This window comes from Dactylosporangium sp. NPDC051541 (genome assembly GCF_044454505.1).
Taxonomy (GTDB): Bacteria; Actinomycetota; Actinomycetes; order Mycobacteriales; family Micromonosporaceae; genus Dactylosporangium.
In genome coordinates, this window is sequence record NZ_JBITDU010000007.1 from 301,329 (window position 1) to 316,600 (window position 15,272).

Sequence of the window (15,272 nt, forward strand, 5' to 3'; positions counted from 1 at the left end):
AGATCAACGCGGGCCGGATGAACGTTGGTGGGGCGTCGACTTAATTCAAGACCGTCGAAAGTTGACACGCGTATTGACGCGCGGCGACGATCGATGCACGAAAAAGCTTTCGAATTGGGGGAATTGCCATGACGGCAGGCAGTCTCACCGCGCTCGACGTCCGGAAGGTCACCGCCAGAATCGGGGCGGAAATCCGCGGTGTGAACATCAACGACGAACTCGGCGCGGAGACGGTCGATGCGATTCGGGCGGCGCTCAACGAGCACAAGGCGCTCGTCTTCAAGAATGTCTCGCTCGACGACGCCGGGCAGGAGCGGTTCGCCCGTTATTTCGGCGAGCTGACCACCGCGCACCCGACGGTGCCGGCCGAGCCCGGCGCACCCAACGTCCTGCCGGTCGACAGTGAGCTCGGGCGGGCCAACCACTGGCACACCGACGTGACCTTCGTGGTCAGCCCGCCGCAGGTCAGCACGTTGCGCAGCATCGTGCTGCCGCCCTACGGGGGCGAGACGCTGATCGCCAACGCGGCCGCGGCCTACCGGGACCTGCCCGAGCCGCTGCGCACGTTCGCGGAGACGCTGCACGCGGTGCACACCAACGACTACGACTACGCCGTGCCGCCGGAGTCGCTGGACTCCCAGGCGCGGGAGCGCCGGGCCCAGTTCACCTCCATCGCCTACGAGACGGTGCATCCCGTCGTGCGCGTGCACCCGCTCACCGGCGAGCGCGGGCTGTTCATCGGCGGCTTCGCCAGCCGGATCGTGGGGCTTTCCGGCACCGAGTCGCGCGATATTCTGCGAACCCTGCAGGCGTATGTCACGCGGCCCGAGAATGTGCTGCGGTGGCGCTGGTCGCCGAATGAGCTGGTCATCTTCGACAACCGCATCACCCAGCATTATGCGATCGACAACTACGATGATCAGCCGCGCCGGCTGAATCGCGTCACGGTCGCCGGGGATATCCCGGTCGGTGTGGATGGAAAGCCCAGCTACGCCATTTCCGGAGATGCGTCCCACTACACGCCGTCGGTGACGGTATGAAAAAGGCGCTGATAATTCTGGCCGCACTGACGCTGTCGGCCTGCGGCTCGGCCGAGGCCAGCTCCAGCGAGCCCGACGCGTCCGGGGTCAGCACCCTGCGCTACCAGGGCTGGGCCAACCAGGTGACGCTGCCGGAGGTGGCCGAGCACCTCGGGTACTTCGGCGGCCAGGTGAAGCTCAAATGGGTCGGCAACACCATCAGCGGCCCCCAGGACATCCAGTCCGCGGCCACCGGCGAGACCGAGTTCGGCGGGGCCTTCGGCGGCGCGGTCGAGAAGCTCGTCAGCTCCGGCGCCGGCATCAAGGCGGTGATCAACTACTACGGCAGCGACAACAAGGAGTTCACCGGCTACTACGTGCTGGCCGGCAGCCCGCTCAAGGAGGCCAAGGACCTGATCGGCAAGAAGGTCGGCGTCAACACCCTCGGCGGGCAGAACGAGGCCGACATCTTCAACGTCCTGCGCCGCGGCGGGCTGAGCGCGGCCGACGTCAAGAAGGTCGAGCTGGTCACGCTGCCCCCGCCGAACGCCGAGGACGCCCTGCGCAAGGGCCAGATCGACGCGGTCGCGCTGTCCGGGCAGTTCCGGCAGCGGGCGGAGGCGGCCGGCGGCCTGCGGCCACTGTTCACCCAGGTCAACCTCTACGGCCCGTTCAACGGCGGCCAATACGTCTTCCGCAATGACTTCATCAAAAAGCATCCGGCGGCGGTACGGGCATTCGTCGACGGTGTCGGCAAGGCCATCGAGTGGGAGCGGACCACGCCGCGGGAGGAGGTCATCGCCACGTTCACGAAGATCGTCGAGGGCCGCGCCCGGACCAACGAGACGACCGCGACCCTGCGGTACTGGCAGAGCGTCGGCGTGCCGTCCAGCTACGGCCGCATCACCGACGCCGACTTCACGCTGTGGCAGGACTGGCTGCTCACGACCGGCTCGGTGAAGCAGGTCCCGAAGTCCGCGGACCTCTACACCAACGAGTTCAACCCGGCGGCCGGCGGATGATCGGGGTCCGCAACATCACGAAGACCTTCCCCGCGCGTTCCGGGCCGGAGCTGACCGCGCTGGAGAACATCAGCCTGGACATCGCCGCCGGCGAGTTCGTGACGCTGGTCGGCCCGAGCGGCTGCGGCAAGTCGACGCTGCTGGACCTGATCGCCGGGCTGACCGAGCCGACGTCGGGCGAGCTGACGATCGGCGGGCACCCGATCACCGGCCCCGGCCTGGACCGCGGCGTGGTCTTCCAGCAGTACGCCCTGTTCCCGTGGCGGACCGCCCAGGCCAACATCGAGTTCGGCCTGGAGGTCAAGGGCGTCCCGCGCCGGCTGCGGGCGGAGCGGGCCCGGGAAATGCTCGCCCTCGTCGGGCTGACGGCCTTCGCCCACAGCTATCCACATGAGCTTTCCGGAGGCATGCGGCAGCGCGTGGCCATCGCCCGCAGCTTGGCGTACGAGCCGGCGGTGCTGCTGATGGACGAGCCCTACGCGGCGCTGGACGCGCAGACCCGGGAGTCGCTGCAGGAGGACCTGCTGGCGATCTGGAAGCGGACGGGCACCACCGTGCTGTTCATCACGCACAGCATCGAGGAGGCCGTCTACCTGGGGCAGCGGGTCGCGGTGATGACGGCCCGGCCCGGGCGCATCAAGCGGGTGGTGGACATCGACCTGCCCGACAGCGGCGCCGGCGATCCGCGCTCGGAGCCGGAGTTCGTGCGCTACCGCCGGGACATCTGGGAACTGCTGCATGACGAGGTGCGTGCCGGTGTCTGACAACACGTTGGTGGCCGTCGAGCGCCTGTCGTTGCGGCGGCTGGGCCTGGGTGCGCGCCGGGTCGTCGCCGTCGCCGCGTTCCTCGCGCTGTGGCAGGCCGCACCGAGCCTCGGCTGGGTCGACCCGGCGTTCCTGTCGCCGCTGAGCGAGGTGCTGGAGACCTGGTGGCGGCTGGCGATCGGCGGCGACCTGTGGACCAACATCGAGTCCAGCCTGCACCGTTCGCTGAGCGGGTTCGCGATCGCGATCGCCATCGCGGTGCCGCTGGGGCTGCTGATCGCCTGGTACCGCGCGGTGGCCGGGGTCCTCTCGCCGCTGCTGGCGATCTTCCTCAACACCGCGGCGGTGGCGCTGCTGCCGGTCTTCACGCTGATCCTCGGCATCGGCGACACGTCGAAGATCGCGATCATCGCCTACGCCTGCTTCTGGCCGGTGCTGTACAACACGATCAGCGGCGCCCGCGACGTCGACCCGCTGCTGATCAAGTCGGCCCGCTCGCTCGGGCTGCCGCACCTCAAGCTGTTCTCCAAGGTGATCGTCCCGGCCGCGCTGCCGACGATCTTCACCGGCATCCGGCTCGCCGGCGCGGCCTCCATGCTCGTGCTGATCACCACCGAGTACGTCGGGGCCAAGGCCGGCCTCGGCTACATGATCATCTCGGCGCAGTTCAACTTCCAGATCCCCGAGATGTACGCCGGCATCCTCACCGTGTCGATCATCGGCGTGGCGTTCAACTACCTGCTGCTGTTCATCGAGTCGAAGGTCCTGAGGTGGAAGGCATGATGCATCTCAACGCCTTTCTGATGAGCTCCGGCCATCACGAGGCGGCGTGGCGGCTGCCGGAGAGCGACCCGTACGCCGACGTCGACGTGCGCCACTGGGTAAACCTGGCGCGGATCGCCGAGCGCGGCAAGCTCGACTCGCTGTTCCTGGCCGACGGCCCGGCGCTGCTGCGCGGCATCGAGTTCCGCCCGACCGGTCAGCTCGAGCCGACGATCCTGCTGGCGATCCTGGCCGCGGCGACGAGCCATATCGGGCTGATCGCCACCGCCTCGACGACGTACAACGAGCCGTACAACCTGGCCCGCCGGTTCGCCTCGCTGGACCACGTCAGCGGCGGCCGGGCCGGCTGGAACATCGTCACCACGGCCGGGCGGGACGCGGCCCGCAACTTCGGCCTCGGCGACCGCCCGGACCACCTCGACCGCTACCGGCGGGCGACGGAGTTCGTCGAGGTCTCGCGCAAGCTTTGGGATTCCAATCTGGCGACACAGGCCTCGTGGGGGGAAGGTAGTCGGCCGGCGACGGCTTCGGGAGATGACGCCCGGGTGGCCGACAAGGCCCGCGGCCGCTACGTCGACCCGGCCAAGGTGCGTGCCATCGGCCACCGCGGCGAGTACTACCGGGTCGAGGGCGCGCTCAACGTGCCCCGCCCGCCGCAGGGCCACCCGCTGCTCGTGCAGGCCGGCTCGTCCGGCGACGGCAAGGACTTCGCGGCGCGCTACGCCGACGCCGTCTTCACCGCGCAGCAGACCCTGGCCGACGCCCAGCAGTTCTACGCCGACCTCAAGGCCCGGGTGGCCTTGGCCGGCCGCGACCCGGCCACGGTCAAGATCCTGCCGGGGATCGTGCCGATCCTCGGGTCGACCGAGGCCGAGGCCCAGCGCAAGGCCCAGGAGCTCGAGGATCTGATCGTGCCGGAGTTCGGGCTCGGGCAGCTCTCCGAGATCCTGGAGGTGCCGGTCGACCGGCTGGTGCTGGACGCGCCGCTGCCGGACGACATCCCGGACAGCGCCGCGATCGAGGGCGCGCAGAGCCGGTCGAGCCTGATCGTGAACCTGGCCCGGCGGGAGCGGCTGACCGTGCGGCAGCTCATCGGGCGGCTGGGCGGCGGCCGCGGTCACTGGACCTTCATCGGTACCCCGGAACAGACGGCCGACGTGCTGGAGGAGTGGTTCGAAAGCGGCGCGGCCGACGGCTTCAACGTGATGGGCGCGGCCCTGCCGTCCGGGCTGGAGGACTTCGTCGACCAGGTCGTGCCGATCCTGCGCGCCCGCGGCCTGTTCCGCACCGACTACGAGGGCCGCACGTTGCGCGAACATTACGGACTCACGGCGCCTTCTCCAGTGCCGGCACGGTGAACGGGTCGGTGTAGAGGGCGTCGAGCATGACCGCGCCGCCGGCCATCGCCAGGGGCGCGTGCATGAAGCTCGACATCAGCACGGTGCGGCCGGGGTCGGTGACGGTCGCACTGTGCCGGGCCACCTCGGCGCGCAGGGCGGCCAGGGCGTCGGGCAGCCGGGCCAGGCCGGGCTCGACCAGCAGGATCAGGTCCGGGTTGAGCATGTCCGCGATCGGCGCGATGGCCCGGCCGACCACCTCGGCCCGCCGGTGGAACAGGGCCCGGGCGGCCGGGTCGCCGGCCGCCGCGACGTCGACCAGCTCGAAGATCGACGGCTCGGCGATCAGGCCGGCCCGGTGCGCCCGCTCCACCAGCCGCCGCTCCGACACCGTGGCCTCCAGGCAGCCGGTCCGGCCGCACGCGCACGGCTCCGTGCTCCCGGCGACGGGCATGTGCGCGATGCTGCCGGCCTGGAACCGGGGCCCGTGGTGGACCTGCTCGCCGAGGGCGAAGGCGGCGTCGACGACGTTGCCGATGAAGACCGCGAGCACGCTCTCCCGCGACCGGGGGTGGCCGAACAGCTGCTCGGCCCGCACCAGCGCCCGGGAGTGCGAGTCGACCAGGGCCGGCACCCCGAACCGGCGGGCGAAGACGGCCCCGGCCGGGACCTGCCGCCAGCCGAGCATCGGGTGCTCGACGATGGTGCCGTGGTCGCGGTCGACCCAGCCGCCGGTGGCGATCCCGATCCCGAGCAGCCGGTCGCCGTGCGGCCGCTCGGCCAGCAGCTGGGCCAGGGTTTCGGCGCTGCGCTCGGTGATGCGCTCGGGCCCGGCGTCGCCGTGCGGGACGCGGCGCTCGGCCAGCACCCGCCCGCGGATGTCGAGCACCGCGACGGTCGCGTGGGGGATGGCGTAGTGGATGCCCCCGACGAGCCCGACCGAGGTGTCCAGGTCGACCGGGATGAACGGCCGCCCCATCCCGTTGGTGGCCGTGGCCTCGGGCAGCTCGGTCAGCAGGCCCAGGGCCAGCAGCTCGGCGGTGTGCCCGGTCACGGACGCCGGTGACAGGCCCGTGAGCCGGGCCATCGTGCTGCGGGGCAGCGGACCGTGCTCCAGGACCACCCGCAGCAGCGACCCGACGCTGACCGCCCGCCGTCGCTGGGGCCGCGGGGCCCGGGAGGGGGCTCGGGACAGAACCAACATGCCAATATCATATCTGGCAGATAGGTTTGATATGTTAAATGTCCGCAGCGAGAAACGGACGGGCCCATGCCTGATCCACTTGATCTCATCCACCTCCGGACCCTCGTCGCCATCGCCGACTGCGGGGGCTTCCACCGTGCCGCGGCGGCGCTGCGGGTCAGCCAGTCCACCGTCAGCCAGCACGTCCGGCTCCTGGAGCGGCGGCTCAAGGCGCCGCTGGTCGAGAAGGCCGGGCGGGGCGTGCGCTTCACCGGGCACGGCGAGGCGATGCTCGTCGAGGCCCGGCGCATCCTCGCCGTGCACGACGAGTCCCTACGCCGGCTCGAGGTCGTGGCCGAGCGCGGCATTCTCGTCGGCTGCACCGAGCACGCCGCCGACCAGATGCTCCCGCAGCTCCTGGCGGCCATGCGGCAGGGCTTCCCGGGGCGCTCGGTGCGGTTCCGTATCGACCGGTCCACGTCGCTGGCCCAGGACGTCGCACGCGGGACGCTGGACCTCGCCGTCGTGCTGGCCGGGGCCGAGCCGTTCGGGACGCCCGTCGCTGAGCTGCCGCTGCATTGGTACGCCGCGCCCCAGTTCGCCCCGCCCGGGCCCGGTGAGGCCTGGCCGGTGGTCGCCTTCGAGGAGCCGTGCGGCCTGCGGCAGCGGGCGCTGCAGGCCCTGGAGCACGACGGCCGGGTGGCCGCCATCACCGCCGAGTCCACCAGCCTCGACGGCGTCGTCGCGGCGGTCCGGGCCGGCCTCGGGGTCGCGCTACTGCCCAGCACCGGGCGCACCCCGGCCGGGCTGGCGGCGCTGCGGGAACTCCCCGAGGTCGGCACCGCCGGCCTGCACGTGGCCGCCCGCCGAGGCATCGACCCGGAGCTGGAGGAGACCGCCTGCGCGGTCAGCCGCGCGTTCTTCGCCCCACCCCGGCTGCGCACCGTCGCGTAGGGCCGCGCTCCGTCGCGCAGGCATCGATCGCCGGGACCGATCGGTGCCGGACGCGAGATCGCGTTGGTGGAATTCCGATCGAATCAGTAGGCTTTCGGGTCATGCCGGTCGAGTTCATCTCCGCCATCAACGTCAACGGCAACAACGAGGTCAACGGGGGCACGGACCCCACGCTCGACCTGGCCTACCTGCGCCGCTACGCCCGGGTCCTGGAGGACGGCGGCTTCGACTACACCCTCGTGCCCTACCACTCGAGCTTCCACGACCCGTTCACCGTCGCCGCGGCCCTGACCCAGCACACCGAGCGGATCAAGCCGATCGTCGCGCTGCGGCCAAACACCGTGTATCCGACCGTCGCCGCCAAGGCCCTCGCGACGCTGGACCAGCTCTCCGGCGGCCGGGCCGTGGTGCACCTCATCGCCGGGGGCAGCGACGCCGAGCAGGCCCGCGAGGGCGACCGGCTGGCGAAGGCGGAGCGCTACGCGCGCGAGGACGAGTACATCCGGATCCTCCGCCAGGCGTGGACGGCCACGGCCCCGTTCGACCACGCCGGCCAGTACTACAGCTTCGAGGACTTCGTCTCCCACGTCCGCCCGGTGCACGGCACCATCCCGGTCTCGGTCGGCGGCTCGTCGCCGGACGCCTATCGGGTCGGCGGCGCGCTCGGCGACATCTTCGGCCTCTGGGGCGAGCCCCTGGCCGACACCCGGCAGCAGATCGACCGGATTGCCGCCGCGGCCCGCGCCGCCGGGCGCGCCGACACGCCGCGGATCTGGGTCACGTTCCGCCCCATCGTCGCCCCGACCGACGCCCTGGCCTGGGACAAGGCCCACCGGATCCTGGACATCCTGCAGCGGCGCCCCAACCGTGGCCGGTGGAGCGGCGACGGCCGGCCGGCCAACGTCGGCTCCCAGCGGCTGCTCGACATCGCCGCCCGCCAGGATGTGCACGATCGGGCGCTGTGGACGCCGACGGCGACCGCGACCGGCGCGGCCGGGGCTTCCACCGCACTCGTCGGAAGCTACGAAACGGTCGCCGCGGCGATCCTCGACTACGTCGACCTCGGCGCCGACCTGATCTCGATTCGCGGCTACGACAACCTCAACGACGCCATCGACTACGGGCGGTACATCATCCCGCTCGTCCGCCAGGAGCTGGCGAACCGCACCACCGCCGCGGCGGCCGCTGGTGTCTAGTGCGGCCCCGGTGGTCTGGGCCCGCACGGTCGCCGAGGTCCAGCGGACCCTGGCCGCCGCGAGCCGCTCCGGAACACCGGTCGTCACCCGCGGGGCCGGCACCGGCCTCGTCGGCGGCGCAGACGCCGGGCCCGGCACGATCGTGCTCGACCTGTCCCGGATGAACCGGGTCCTCGGCATCGACCCGGTCGACGGCGTCGCCCGGGTGGAGCCCGGGGTCGTCACGGCCGCGCTCGACCGGGCCGCGGCCGCGCACGGCCTGATGTACGCCCCCGACCCCGGCAGCGTCACCACGTGCACCATCGGCGGCAACGTCGCCACCAACGCGGGCGGGCTGCGCGGCGCGAAGTACGGGGTGACCCGCGACAGCCTCCTCGCGCTCGACGTCGTCCTGGCCGACGGCACGCTGCTGCACGCCGGGCACGACACGGTCAAGGGCGTCGTCGGCCTGGACCTGGTGGGCCTGATCGCCGGCTCTGAGGGCACCCTCGGCGTCGTCGTCGGCGCCACCGTGCGGCTGCTGCCCCGGCCCCTGCGCACCGCGACCGCCGTCGCCTACTTCGCCACCGCCGTCGAGGCCGCCGCCGCCTCGGCCGCCCTGGCCACCGCCGGCGTCCGCCCGGCGGTGTTGGAGTTCCTGGACGGCAAGACCCTGCGCGCGATCGACGGCCTGCGGGGCACCGGGCATGCCGACCGCGGCGACGCGCTGCTGCTCGTGCAGACCGACGGGTTCGGCGCCGAGGAGGAGCTCGAGGTGGCCGCGGCCGTCCTGGCCCGCAGCGCACAGGAGGTCACGACGGCGACCGACCCGGCCGCCGCGGCCGAGCTGTTCGCGGCCCGCCGTGATGCCCTGCCCGCGATCGAGGCGAAGGGTCCGGTGCTCATCGAGGACATCGCGGTGCCCCGCTCCCGGCTGGCCGAAGCGGTCGCGGGCGTGGCCGCGATCGCCGCCGCCACCGGGGCCGACGTGTATGTCTTCGCGCACGCCGGCGACGGCAACCTGCACCCGATCATCCGCAGCGGGCCGGGCGACGCCACCCGGGCCGCCGAGGAGATCTTCGCGCTGGCGCTGAAGCTGGGCGGTACCGTCAGTGCCGAGCACGGTGTCGGCCTGGTCAAGCGGCCCTGGCTGGAGCGCGAGCTCGGGCCCGGAGCGCTGGACCTGCAGCGGCGCATCAAGCGGCTGTTCGACCCCGCCGGAATTCTCAACCCAGGAAAGGCCATCTGACATGACCCAGTCACCCGTGCTCGTGAGCGTCGCCGAGCTCGCCGAGCTCCTCCCGGCCGGCCGCGTGCGGCTGCTCGACGTCCGGTGGCGGCTCGGCGGACCGGCCGGGCACCCGCAGTACCTCGAGGGGCACATCCCCGGGGCCGTCTACGCCGACCTCGACACCGACCTGGCCGCGCCGGGCGCACCCGGCGAAGGCCGCCACCCCCTGCCCGACGTCGCCGACCTGCAGGCCGCGGCCCGCCGCTGGGGCATCAACGCCGGTGACACCGTGGTGGCCTACGACGACAACGGCAACCTGGCCGCGGCCCGGGCCCGGTGGCTGCTGCGCTGGGCCGGGCTCACGGACGTGCGGCTGCTCGACGGCGGGTTGCCGGCCTGGCTGGCGGCCGGGCAGCCGGTGGCGTCCGGCGAGGAGCGGCCGGAGCCCGGCGATGTGGTCCTGGCCGCCGGGGCACTGCCCGCGGTGGGGCCGGACGGCGCGGCCGCACTTGTCGCCGGCGGGGGAGTGCTCCTGGACGCGCGGGCTTCAGGGCGGTACCAAGGCGAATTGAACAACATCGACCCCCGGCTGGGACACATTCCCGGAGCGGTCAGCGCGCCGACGACCGACAACCTCACCGCGGACGGGCGGTTCCGCGACGGCAAGGAACTCGCCGAGCGCTTCGCCGCGCTGGGGGTGACGCCGGGTGCGACCGTCGGTGTGTACTGCGGGTCCGGGGTCACCGCCGCCCACGAGATCGCGGCGCTGGAGCTGGCCGGGATCGACGGGGCGGTGCTGTATCCGGGCTCGTGGTCGCAGTGGGCGACGCTCCCGGACCGGCCGGTGGTGGCCGGGGCCGAGCCCTACGGGCCGCCGCTCGTGCGGCCGGAGGAGGCCGCCCGCCGGGTCGCCGCCGGGGCCGTGCTCGTCGACGTGCGCAGCGCGCCGCGCCGGGAGAGCGACGGCGCGATCCCCGGTGCGATCATCGGGGACCGCACGAAGGTGGCCGAGGAGTTCGGCTCGACGCCGCGCGAGCGGCCGATCGTCGTCATCTGCGGCTCGGTCGACGGGTCGCGCGCGGTCGCCGAGGAGCTGCTCGGGCTCGGCTTCACCGACGTCGTGCACGTCGAGGGCGGCTACCCGGCGTGGGCCGCGGCCGGACTGCCGACCACGCGATAGGCAGGGCTCCCGGGGGCGGTCTTCGCGGCCGGCCGCCCCCGGGGCCGTCTCAGGCCGCGTGCAGGCGGCTGAACGTGCTGCGGTGGAAGACCAGCGGCGGCACGTCGCGGTCGGCGTCGAGGGCGTGCACGCGCAGCAGGACGATCTCGTGGTCACCGGCCGGGATCTCGCGCTCGATGCTGCAGTCGAGCCACGCGCAGGCGCCGTCGAGGAGGATCTCGCCGCCCCGGGCCGCGCGCCAGGTCGCCCCGGCGAACCGGTCGCCCCGGCCGCTGAGCTGGCGGCCGAGGCCGGCCTGGTCGGCGGCGAGCACGCTGATCCCGAGCCGGGCCGCGCGGCGCAGCTGCGGCCAGGTGCTCGACGTGCGGGCGATGCAGACGGAGACGAGCGGCGGGTCGAGCGAGACGGACGTGAACGAGCTGGCGGCCAGCCCGACCGGGACGCTGTCGACCAGCGCGGCCACCGCGGTGACCCCGCTGGGGAACGCGCCGAAGACGCGGCGCAGGTCGACCGGGTCGAGGTCCGTTCGTTCGGCCATACTTCTATCCTACCGGAACAATATGATTTTGGATCGCGCCGATCGATCGGAAATCGCGGTCGATGCCGAGTGCCGATTCGCATTGGACGCGGGCCCTATTCCCTATCAATCTGGTAGGCATGATAGGAGATGGCGCCCTCCCGGCAACCGCTTCGCCCCTGGTCGAGTTCATCAGCCTTTCGCACCTGAACCCGTCGACGGAGCTGAACCCGGTGCCGGGCCGCGGCATCGACCTGCCGTTCTTCCGCACCTATGTCCGCGCGCTGGAGGACGCCGGCTACGACTACACGCTGCTGCCCTACGGCTCCGGCAGCGCCGACTCGTTTGTCGTGGCCAGCGCCGTCGGCCAGCTCACCGAGCGGATCAGGCCGATCGTCGCGCTGCGGCCCAACACCACGTTCCCCACCGTCGGCGCGCAGAAGCTGGCCACCCTCGACCAGCTCACCGAGGGCCGGGCGGTGGTCCACCTGATCTCCGGGGGCAACGACACCGAGCAGGCCCGGCAGGGCGACTACCTGCCGAAGGAGCGCCGCTACGCGCGCACGTCGGAGTACATCGACATCCTGCGCCGGGCGTGGACCGAGACCGCCCCGTTCAGCCACGCGGGCGAGTTCTACCGCTTCGACGGCTTCGGCCCCGGCTTCGCACCCTACGAGCGGCCGATTCCCATCTCCATCGGCGGGCAGTCCGACGAGGCGTTCGCCGTCGGCGGGGCCAAGGCCGACATCTTCAGCTTCTGGGGCGAGCCCCTGGCCGACCTGAGCGGCGAGATCGACCGGGTGCACGCGATCGCCCGGGCCGCCGGGCGCACCACGCTCCCGCGGATCTGGGTCACGTTCCGGCCGATCATCGCCAAAACGGACGAGCTGGCCTGGCGCAAGGCGCAGGAGTACGTCGCCCGGATCGCCCGCAACGCGTACCCGGTCGACACTCCGCAGAACGTGGGCTCCCAGCGGGCCCTGGCCTTCGCGGAGCGCTCCGAGCTCTACGACCGGGCCCTGTGGACCCGCACGGCCGCGGTCACCAACGCGGCCGGGGCCTCGACCGCCCTCGTCGGCTCGCCCGAGACGGTCGCCGCGGCGATCCTCGACTACGTCGACCGGGGCGCGTCGCTGGTGTCGATCCGGGGCTACGACACCCTCGTCGACGCCATCGACTACGGCCGCCACGTGCTGCCCCTGGTCCGCCAGGAACTCGCGCACCGGGCGGCCACCGGCACCCGCGGCTCCCTGCAGGCCGAGCACCCCGGCAACTACGCCCCCGAATACGGGGCGTACGCCACCGCGGGGCGGCCGTGAGCTTCTCCGCCGACGAGCTGGCCAAGGTCACCGCGGAGATCGCCGCGACGGCCGCGGAATACGACCGGACCGCCGAGATCCCGTGGGCCGGGCTCTGGGCCGCGCACCGGGCCGGGCTGCTCACCGCCTCGGTCGGGGCGCAGTTCGGCGGGCCGGGCGCCGGTCCGCGAGAGATCGCCCGGATCCTCACGGCCATCGGTGAAGGCGACGCCTCGGTCGGCCTGCTCGCGGCCAACACACTGCTGCTCCACGCCGCGCAGGCCGTCCACCCGACCTGGCCCAGGGCCACGTACGAGGACCTGCTGCGCCGCTCCGCGGACGGCCCCGCCCTGGTCAACGCCGTGCGGGCGGAGCCGGAGCTGGGTGCGGCGGCCCGCGGCGGGCGGCCGAAGACGACGGCGACCCGGACCCCGGGCGGCTGGCGGCTCAACGGGCGCAAAGCCTACGCGACCGGCGGGACCGCCCTCACGTATCACGTCGTATGGGCCGTGGCCGAGGAGCGGGTCGGCCACTTCGTCGTCCCCGGCGACCTTCCCGGCATCACCTGGGTCGACACGTGGGACCACCTCGGGCTGCGCGCCTCCAACACCCACGACGTCGTCTACACCGACGTCGAGGTCCCGGCGGACGCGTTCACCGAGATCCCGCGCGGCCCCGACGGCGTCTACCGGGACCCGTCGGCGATGGCCGGCCCTGGCAGCTTCGGCCACCCGGCCCTCTACATCGGCGTGGCCCGCGCGGCCCGGGCCGCGTTCGCCGCCTTCGCCCGCGCCCGGACCCCCGCGGCGCTGGGCAAGCCGATCGCGCAGACCGAGCGCATCCAGAGCGTCGCCGGCGAGATCGACCTGCAGATCGTGCAGGCCGAGACGCTGCTGCACGGCGCGCTGCTGCGGCTGGAGGCGGGCGACGAGTCGCTGCTGCCCGAGCTCTCCGCGGTCAAGGTGGCCATCGCCCGCTCCGTGATCGCCGCGACCCAGACCGCCGTGGCCGCGCTGGGCAACCCCGGCCTGTCCCGGCACCACCCCCTCGAACGGCACCTGCGCGACGCGCTGTGCATCCGGGTCCACCCGCCGCAGGAGGACACCGTCCTGCTGGCGAGCGGCCGCCGCATCCTCAACCCCTGAGAAGGACGAAGCCCATGCGCAAGCTGACACTGCTCGCCACCACGGCCGCCGCGATAGTGGCCCTGGCCGCTTGTGGCGGCAACGGCGGCGGCACCGCTCAGAACGAAGGTGGCACGCCCAAGAGCGGCGGCACGCTGAAGCTGACGTACTGGCCCGACAACCCGACCCTGGCGTGCATCGACCCGTTCCAGGTGTACTGGATCGAGAGCCGCTCCATCATCCGCAACTTCGCCGACTCGCTGACCGACCAGGACCCCAAGACCGGCGAGATCGTGCCCTGGCTGGCGACGAGCTGGCAGGTCAGCCCGGACGGGCTGACCTACACCTTCAAGCTGCGCGACGGCGTCACCTTCGCCAACGGCAAGAAGCTCGACGCCCAGGCCGTCGCCGACAACGCCGCCGGCTGGATCGCCACCGTGAAGGCGACGAACGGGGCCGCGTTCGGCGCCTCCTACGTCCAGGGCCTCACCGGGGCCAAGGTCGTCGACCCGAGCACCGTCGCCCTCACCCTGAGCAAGCCGAACTCGTCATTCCTGCAGGCCACCTCGACCACGAACCTGGCCATCACCGACCCCGCCGAGTTCCAGCTGACCCCGGCCGAGCGCTGCACCGGCAAGGGCGTCGTCGGCTCCGGGCCGTTCGTGCTGGACCACTACACGCCCAAGGTCGAGACGGTGATCACGAAGCGGGCCGGGTACCAATGGGGCTCGGCGCTTTCGAAGAACCAGGGCGAGGCCTACCTCGACAAGGTGGTCTTCAACTACGTCGCCGAGGACAGTGTCCGCACCGGCAACCTCGTCAGCGGCGCGATCGACATCGCCTGGCCGCGCAACCCGTTCTCGCCCCAGGACGAGCAGCTCATCCAGCGCTCCGGCGCCAAGGTCGAGCAGCGCCCGCTGCCCGGCGTCGCCTACACCCTGTTCGCCAACACCGCCGACGGCAAGGTCCTCAGCGACCCGGCGGTACGCAAGGCGCTCAACCAGGCCATCGACCGCAAGACCTTCGCCACCACCGTCTTCGGCGCCAACTACCCGGTCGTCGGCGGCGCGTTCGACTCGACCACGCCGTACTACACCGACAAGTCGGCCAAGCTCGCCTACGACCCCGACGCGGCCGCGAAGGCCCTCGAAGCGGCCGGCTGGACGGTCGGCAAGGACGGCTACCGGTTCAAGAACGGCGCCCAGCTGACCATCGACTACCCGGTCACCAGCGCCATCCCCGGCGCCGAGCTGCTGCAGGCCCAGCTGAAGAAGGTCGGCATCAACCTGACCCTGCGCACCCTCACCACCGCGCAGACCACGACGTACCTGCCCAACGGCGACTACGACCTGACCGGCACCTACTTCACCCGGGCCGACCCCGGCGCGCTGCAGTTCATCCTCAACCCCGACGTCGCCAACTCCAAGGCCCTGGCCAAGCGCTCCGCCCCGGCCGACGGCATCGCGAAGATCCAGGCGCTGTTCGCCCAGGCGATCCAGAGCACCGACGCCGCCGCGACCAAGCAGGCGTACGCCGACCTGCAGGACTACCTGCTCGATGCCGGCGTGACGTTCCCGCTGTTCGAGCGGGTTCAGAAGGTCGGCGTCGGCAGCAAGGTCCACGGCTTCGCGTTCACCTCGGAAAGCTTCCTCAAGCTCAACGACGTCTGGAAGGACTGAGTCCG

The 15,272-nt window shown here is 72.3% G+C and carries 14 protein-coding genes; 12 read left to right on the forward strand and 2 right to left on the reverse strand.

Going from position 1 to position 15,272, the window contains the following annotated elements; all coding sequences use genetic code 11:
- Window positions 1-128: 128 nt before the first annotated feature.
- Genes ACIA8L_RS30610 through ACIA8L_RS30630 form a run of 5 tightly spaced genes read left to right on the forward strand, consistent with a single transcriptional unit; the run spans window position 129 to window position 4,947 of the window.
- On the forward strand, window positions 129-1,040 hold the full coding sequence (locus tag ACIA8L_RS30610) for a TauD/TfdA dioxygenase family protein (RefSeq protein WP_395910043.1): 912 nt from the start codon (window positions 129-131) through the stop codon (window positions 1,038-1,040).
- Window positions 1,037-2,041: an ABC transporter substrate-binding protein gene (locus ACIA8L_RS30615; RefSeq protein WP_395910044.1), complete on the forward strand. Its 1,005-nt coding sequence runs from the start codon at window positions 1,037-1,039 to the stop codon at window positions 2,039-2,041. Before ACIA8L_RS30610 ends, ACIA8L_RS30615 begins: the two co-directional genes overlap by 4 nt.
- Entirely contained in the window at window positions 2,038-2,805 is a 768-nt protein-coding gene (locus ACIA8L_RS30620; protein WP_395910045.1) for an ABC transporter ATP-binding protein, read from the forward strand. The genes ACIA8L_RS30615 and ACIA8L_RS30620 overlap by 4 nt, the downstream gene beginning before the upstream one ends.
- Window positions 2,798-3,589, forward strand: coding sequence for an ABC transporter permease (locus ACIA8L_RS30625; protein WP_395910046.1), 792 nt, complete (start codon window positions 2,798-2,800; stop codon window positions 3,587-3,589). Before ACIA8L_RS30620 ends, ACIA8L_RS30625 begins: the two co-directional genes overlap by 8 nt.
- On the forward strand, window positions 3,586-4,947 hold the full coding sequence (locus tag ACIA8L_RS30630; RefSeq protein ID WP_395910047.1) for an LLM class flavin-dependent oxidoreductase: 1,362 nt from the start codon (window positions 3,586-3,588) through the stop codon (window positions 4,945-4,947). The genes ACIA8L_RS30625 and ACIA8L_RS30630 overlap by 4 nt, the downstream gene beginning before the upstream one ends.
- On the opposite strand, the gene ACIA8L_RS30635 is transcribed toward ACIA8L_RS30630, so the two are convergent.
- The gene (locus ACIA8L_RS30635) at window positions 4,916-6,130 is read right to left on the reverse strand and encodes an ROK family protein (protein ID WP_395910048.1); all 1,215 of its coding nucleotides are present in this window, start codon (window positions 6,128-6,130) and stop codon (window positions 4,916-4,918) included. The two genes, ACIA8L_RS30630 and ACIA8L_RS30635, sit on opposite strands and share 32 nt — an antisense overlap.
- A 66-nt stretch (window positions 6,131-6,196) precedes the next feature.
- Here ACIA8L_RS30635 and ACIA8L_RS30640 point away from each other — a divergent pair, with 66 nt between their 5' ends.
- The 4 genes from ACIA8L_RS30640 (at window position 6,197) to ACIA8L_RS30655 (ending at window position 10,649) form a co-directional block, all read left to right on the forward strand.
- On the forward strand, window positions 6,197-7,063 hold the full coding sequence (locus ACIA8L_RS30640) for a LysR family transcriptional regulator (protein ID WP_395910049.1): 867 nt from the start codon (window positions 6,197-6,199) through the stop codon (window positions 7,061-7,063).
- A 101-nt stretch (window positions 7,064-7,164) separates the two neighbouring features.
- A complete protein-coding gene (locus ACIA8L_RS30645; RefSeq protein WP_395910050.1) occupies window positions 7,165-8,259 on the forward strand; it encodes an LLM class flavin-dependent oxidoreductase in 1,095 nt (364 codons plus the stop codon).
- Window positions 8,252-9,487, forward strand: coding sequence for an FAD-binding oxidoreductase (locus tag ACIA8L_RS30650; protein ID WP_395910051.1), 1,236 nt, complete (start codon window positions 8,252-8,254; stop codon window positions 9,485-9,487). The genes ACIA8L_RS30645 and ACIA8L_RS30650 overlap by 8 nt, the downstream gene beginning before the upstream one ends.
- 1 nt (window position 9,488) lies before the next feature.
- A complete protein-coding gene (locus tag ACIA8L_RS30655; protein WP_395910052.1) occupies window positions 9,489-10,649 on the forward strand; it encodes a rhodanese-like domain-containing protein in 1,161 nt (386 codons plus the stop codon).
- A 49-nt stretch (window positions 10,650-10,698) separates the two neighbouring features.
- Here ACIA8L_RS30655 and ACIA8L_RS30660 read toward each other — a convergent pair whose 3' ends face one another.
- Complete coding sequence (locus tag ACIA8L_RS30660; protein WP_395910053.1) at window positions 10,699-11,187, reverse strand: flavin reductase family protein; 489 nt, start codon at window positions 11,185-11,187, stop codon at window positions 10,699-10,701.
- 119 nt (window positions 11,188-11,306) lie between these two features.
- Between ACIA8L_RS30660 and ACIA8L_RS30665 the strand changes: the two genes are divergently transcribed.
- From ACIA8L_RS30665 to ACIA8L_RS30675, 3 genes are read left to right on the forward strand one after another with little or no spacing between them, the layout of a single operon-like run.
- Window positions 11,307-12,485, forward strand: a complete 1,179-nt coding sequence (locus tag ACIA8L_RS30665) for an LLM class flavin-dependent oxidoreductase (RefSeq protein WP_395910054.1) — start codon at window positions 11,307-11,309, stop codon at window positions 12,483-12,485.
- Entirely contained in the window at window positions 12,482-13,609 is a 1,128-nt protein-coding gene (locus tag ACIA8L_RS30670) for an acyl-CoA dehydrogenase family protein (protein ID WP_395910055.1), read from the forward strand. Before ACIA8L_RS30665 ends, ACIA8L_RS30670 begins: the two co-directional genes overlap by 4 nt.
- Window positions 13,610-13,623: 14 nt before the next feature.
- Window positions 13,624-15,267 carry an ABC transporter substrate-binding protein gene (locus ACIA8L_RS30675; RefSeq protein WP_395910056.1) on the forward strand — a complete coding sequence of 548 codons (1,644 nt, stop codon included), beginning with the start codon at window positions 13,624-13,626 and terminating at the stop codon, window positions 15,265-15,267.
- Window positions 15,268-15,272: the final 5 nt, after the last annotated feature.

What these genes read in the sequence shown, in the direction of transcription:
- ACIA8L_RS30610 (WP_395910043.1), top strand. Translation starts at nt 129, where the DNA reads ATGACGGCAGGCAGTCTCACCGCGCTCGACGTCCGGAAGGTCACCGCC.
- ACIA8L_RS30615 (WP_395910044.1), top strand. Translation starts at nt 1,037, where the DNA reads ATGAAAAAGGCGCTGATAATTCTGGCCGCACTGACGCTGTCGGCCTGC.
- ACIA8L_RS30620 (WP_395910045.1), top strand. Translation starts at nt 2,038, where the DNA reads ATGATCGGGGTCCGCAACATCACGAAGACCTTCCCCGCGCGTTCCGGG.
- ACIA8L_RS30630 (WP_395910047.1), top strand. Translation starts at nt 3,586, where the DNA reads ATGATGCATCTCAACGCCTTTCTGATGAGCTCCGGCCATCACGAGGCG.
- ACIA8L_RS30635 (WP_395910048.1), bottom strand. Translation starts at nt 6,130, where the DNA reads ATGTTGGTTCTGTCCCGAGCCCCCTCCCGGGCCCCGCGGCCCCAGCGA.
- ACIA8L_RS30640 (WP_395910049.1), top strand. Translation starts at nt 6,197, where the DNA reads ATGCCTGATCCACTTGATCTCATCCACCTCCGGACCCTCGTCGCCATC.
- ACIA8L_RS30645 (WP_395910050.1), top strand. Translation starts at nt 7,165, where the DNA reads ATGCCGGTCGAGTTCATCTCCGCCATCAACGTCAACGGCAACAACGAG.
- ACIA8L_RS30655 (WP_395910052.1), top strand. Translation starts at nt 9,489, where the DNA reads ATGACCCAGTCACCCGTGCTCGTGAGCGTCGCCGAGCTCGCCGAGCTC.
- ACIA8L_RS30660 (WP_395910053.1), bottom strand. Translation starts at nt 11,187, where the DNA reads ATGGCCGAACGAACGGACCTCGACCCGGTCGACCTGCGCCGCGTCTTC.
- ACIA8L_RS30665 (WP_395910054.1), top strand. Translation starts at nt 11,307, where the DNA reads ATGATAGGAGATGGCGCCCTCCCGGCAACCGCTTCGCCCCTGGTCGAG.
- ACIA8L_RS30675 (WP_395910056.1), top strand. Translation starts at nt 13,624, where the DNA reads ATGCGCAAGCTGACACTGCTCGCCACCACGGCCGCCGCGATAGTGGCC.